The organism is Oleiphilus sp. HI0061 (assembly GCF_001635675.1).
On record NZ_LWFE01001497.1, the window covers coordinates 1 to 1,376 of the forward strand.

Genomic DNA, 1,376 nt, shown 5'->3' on the forward strand with positions numbered 1-1,376 from the left:
TATCAAACTCGCAGAACTCTTCATAGCCTTCAACCAGCTCGATCATTTGCTGGGTTTGTTGATGCCGGTCTCCTGAAAGCATCAACCATAGATCCTGAATTGCAGGGCCATTCAGGCAATCATCAAAATCGACAAAGTGTGCTTGGTCTTCACGCCAAAGAATATTGCCAATGTGGCAGTCGCCGTGAAGTTTAATCGGGTTGAATGGGCAGCTCTTCCATATATGTTGCATCTTATCTATCAGGTCTTGGCTTAAGGTTTCGTATGCCGGTCGAAGCGATCTGGATAGAAAGTCGTTGTCTAGCAAGAACTGTCTGCTCTTGATCGCCCAGTTTTCGATGCAAAAGTTTTGACGGTGCTTAAAGGTTTCTGCGTTACTGACCTGGTGTATTCGGCCGATGTTACAACCGATTCGGTAGAGTGTGTCGGGTATTTCAATCTCGGGTGCATATCCGCCTTGGCGCTTAAATAATGCAAAACGGAAATCTTGGTAATCGTGAAGTGTGCTGCCATTTATTAGCATCGGTGGGACGACAGATATGTCGTTTTCTAGCAAGCTTCTGGTAAATTCATGCTCTTCAAGAATGGCTTCAGTCGTCCAGCGTTGGGGGCGATAAAACTTAGCGATAATAGGCGTGCCATCTTCAATTCCTACCTGATAGACCCTGTTCTCATATGAGTTAAGGCTAAGGATGCGAGAGTCGCTAAATAGCCCGATTGACTCGACTGCGTCGAGTACGAAGTCGGGTGTAAGTTGTGCGTAAGGATGTTCGTTATCAGGTGAACTCAAGGTGTCTTGTCTCTTAGAGAATCGTCTAGGTTAAATACCGCTATTGTAGCATGGGAGGCGGCTTAGTGGCGGACTTAGTGTTGATATGCTTTCATGTGCTCTTTCAGTGCTTCCTGAGCTCGATAAAGGCGCATCTTAGTAGCACTTAGTTTTAGGTCACAGACTTCGGCCACTTCTTCGATGCGTAATTCTGCTGTGTAACGTAGGGTTAGAATTTCTCGTTCTTTAGGTGCTAATAATTGCATTGCGCTATCGAGGTCGCGTTTTGTGGTGTTGATGGTGCTTGTTCTTTCTTGGCTTGGATCATCTGTTAACATTGCTTGCAGTTCTCGGGTGCGTTTACGCTTGTCTGCAGCACTCAAGCAGGTATTCGTGGCAATTCTAGCGATCCAGGTTTTAAAACTGGAGCGACCCTCGAATTTGACTAGCGAGTGGAAAACTTTAAGCATGACTTCCTGCGATACATCATCAGCATCATCACGATTTCCGAGCATCTTCAGGCAAATATGAAAGACCAGCTTTTCGTATTTTCGAATAAGCTTTTCGTATGCACAGGTACGATAGGGCAGCTCTTCCTGTGCTTGGG

2 protein-coding genes are annotated in these 1,376 nt (G+C 45.8%); both read right to left on the reverse strand.

Going from position 1 to position 1,376, the window contains the following annotated elements; genetic code table 11:
- Window positions 1-790, reverse strand: a 790-nt coding sequence (locus A3735_RS23335; RefSeq protein ID WP_068638756.1) for a serine/threonine protein kinase, incomplete at its 3' end; no start/stop codon positions are given.
- 74 nt (window positions 791-864) lie between these two features.
- Window positions 865-1,376, reverse strand: a 512-nt coding sequence (locus tag A3735_RS23340; protein WP_068638758.1) for a sigma-70 family RNA polymerase sigma factor, incomplete at its 5' end; no start/stop codon positions are given.